Below are 773 nucleotides of genomic sequence, written 5' to 3' on the forward strand. Positions count from 1 at the left end.
TAATGTCGCTGGTCCAGCGACGGTTGGGACGATCTACCTGAAAGCAGCGCTTCAGCAGGTTGGCAGCCACATTCACCTTGCTCTCAACCGGCCTGCTATAGCGAAAACCTTTACCATTCCTCGCCCGGATATGCTCATTATGCATGATTCCAGCGATATAGTTTGTTGAGCAAGGAATTCCGGCATCAAGTAGCTCCCGAGCAATCCTGGGAGCACCATAACGAGCCCTGAAGGCTTCAAAGGTATCTTTCACCCTCTCCGTGACTCGCTTCCTGCGGATAGCTCTTGAGCTCTCACCTCTACCTAGCCAGCGATAATAACCTGACGCTGACACCTCTAGGCACCGACACATCTAGCGGACCGGGTAAACCCCTACATGCTCATGTATCAGCACGTACTTTACTCTTGGTGGTTCGCAAAGTACGCAGCTGCCTTTTTTAGAAACTCGACCTCCTGCCGGGCCTCATGCAGCTCCTTCCTGAGACGGCGGACTTCAGCACTCTCCTGCTTCGAGTAGTCGACGCCATCCACACTATTGAACTGTTTATCTGATAACCGATTGAACTGTCGTCGCCAGTTGTAGATCTGCTGGGCGCTGACACCCAGCTCTCGGGCGACTGAAGCCGTAGTCACCCCAGGCTTCTCCGCCCTCTTTACTGCCTCTCTACGAAACTCTTCTGTATACGCCTGAGTTCTCTTCTTACCCATGGTACACCTCCGTGTTAGGCCGAAACCTAACTATACAGGGTGTCTACTAAACGTGGGTAAGTCTT

General features: G+C 52.5%; 2 protein-coding genes. Both read right to left on the reverse strand.

Annotation, left to right across the window (positions count from 1 at the left end; all coding sequences use genetic code 11):
• The coding region (locus IG627_RS20720; RefSeq protein WP_193195227.1) for an IS3 family transposase at positions 1–253 on the reverse strand (253 nt) is incomplete at its 3' end.
• A gap of 146 nt (positions 254–399) precedes the next feature.
• Positions 400–708, reverse strand: coding sequence for a transposase (locus IG627_RS20725; RefSeq protein WP_226865512.1), 309 nt, complete (start codon positions 706–708; stop codon positions 400–402).
• Positions 709–773 lie beyond the last annotated feature (65 nt).

It is taken from the genome of Microbulbifer taiwanensis (genome assembly GCF_014904815.1).
Classification (GTDB): Bacteria; Pseudomonadota; Gammaproteobacteria; order Pseudomonadales; family Cellvibrionaceae; genus Microbulbifer; species Microbulbifer taiwanensis.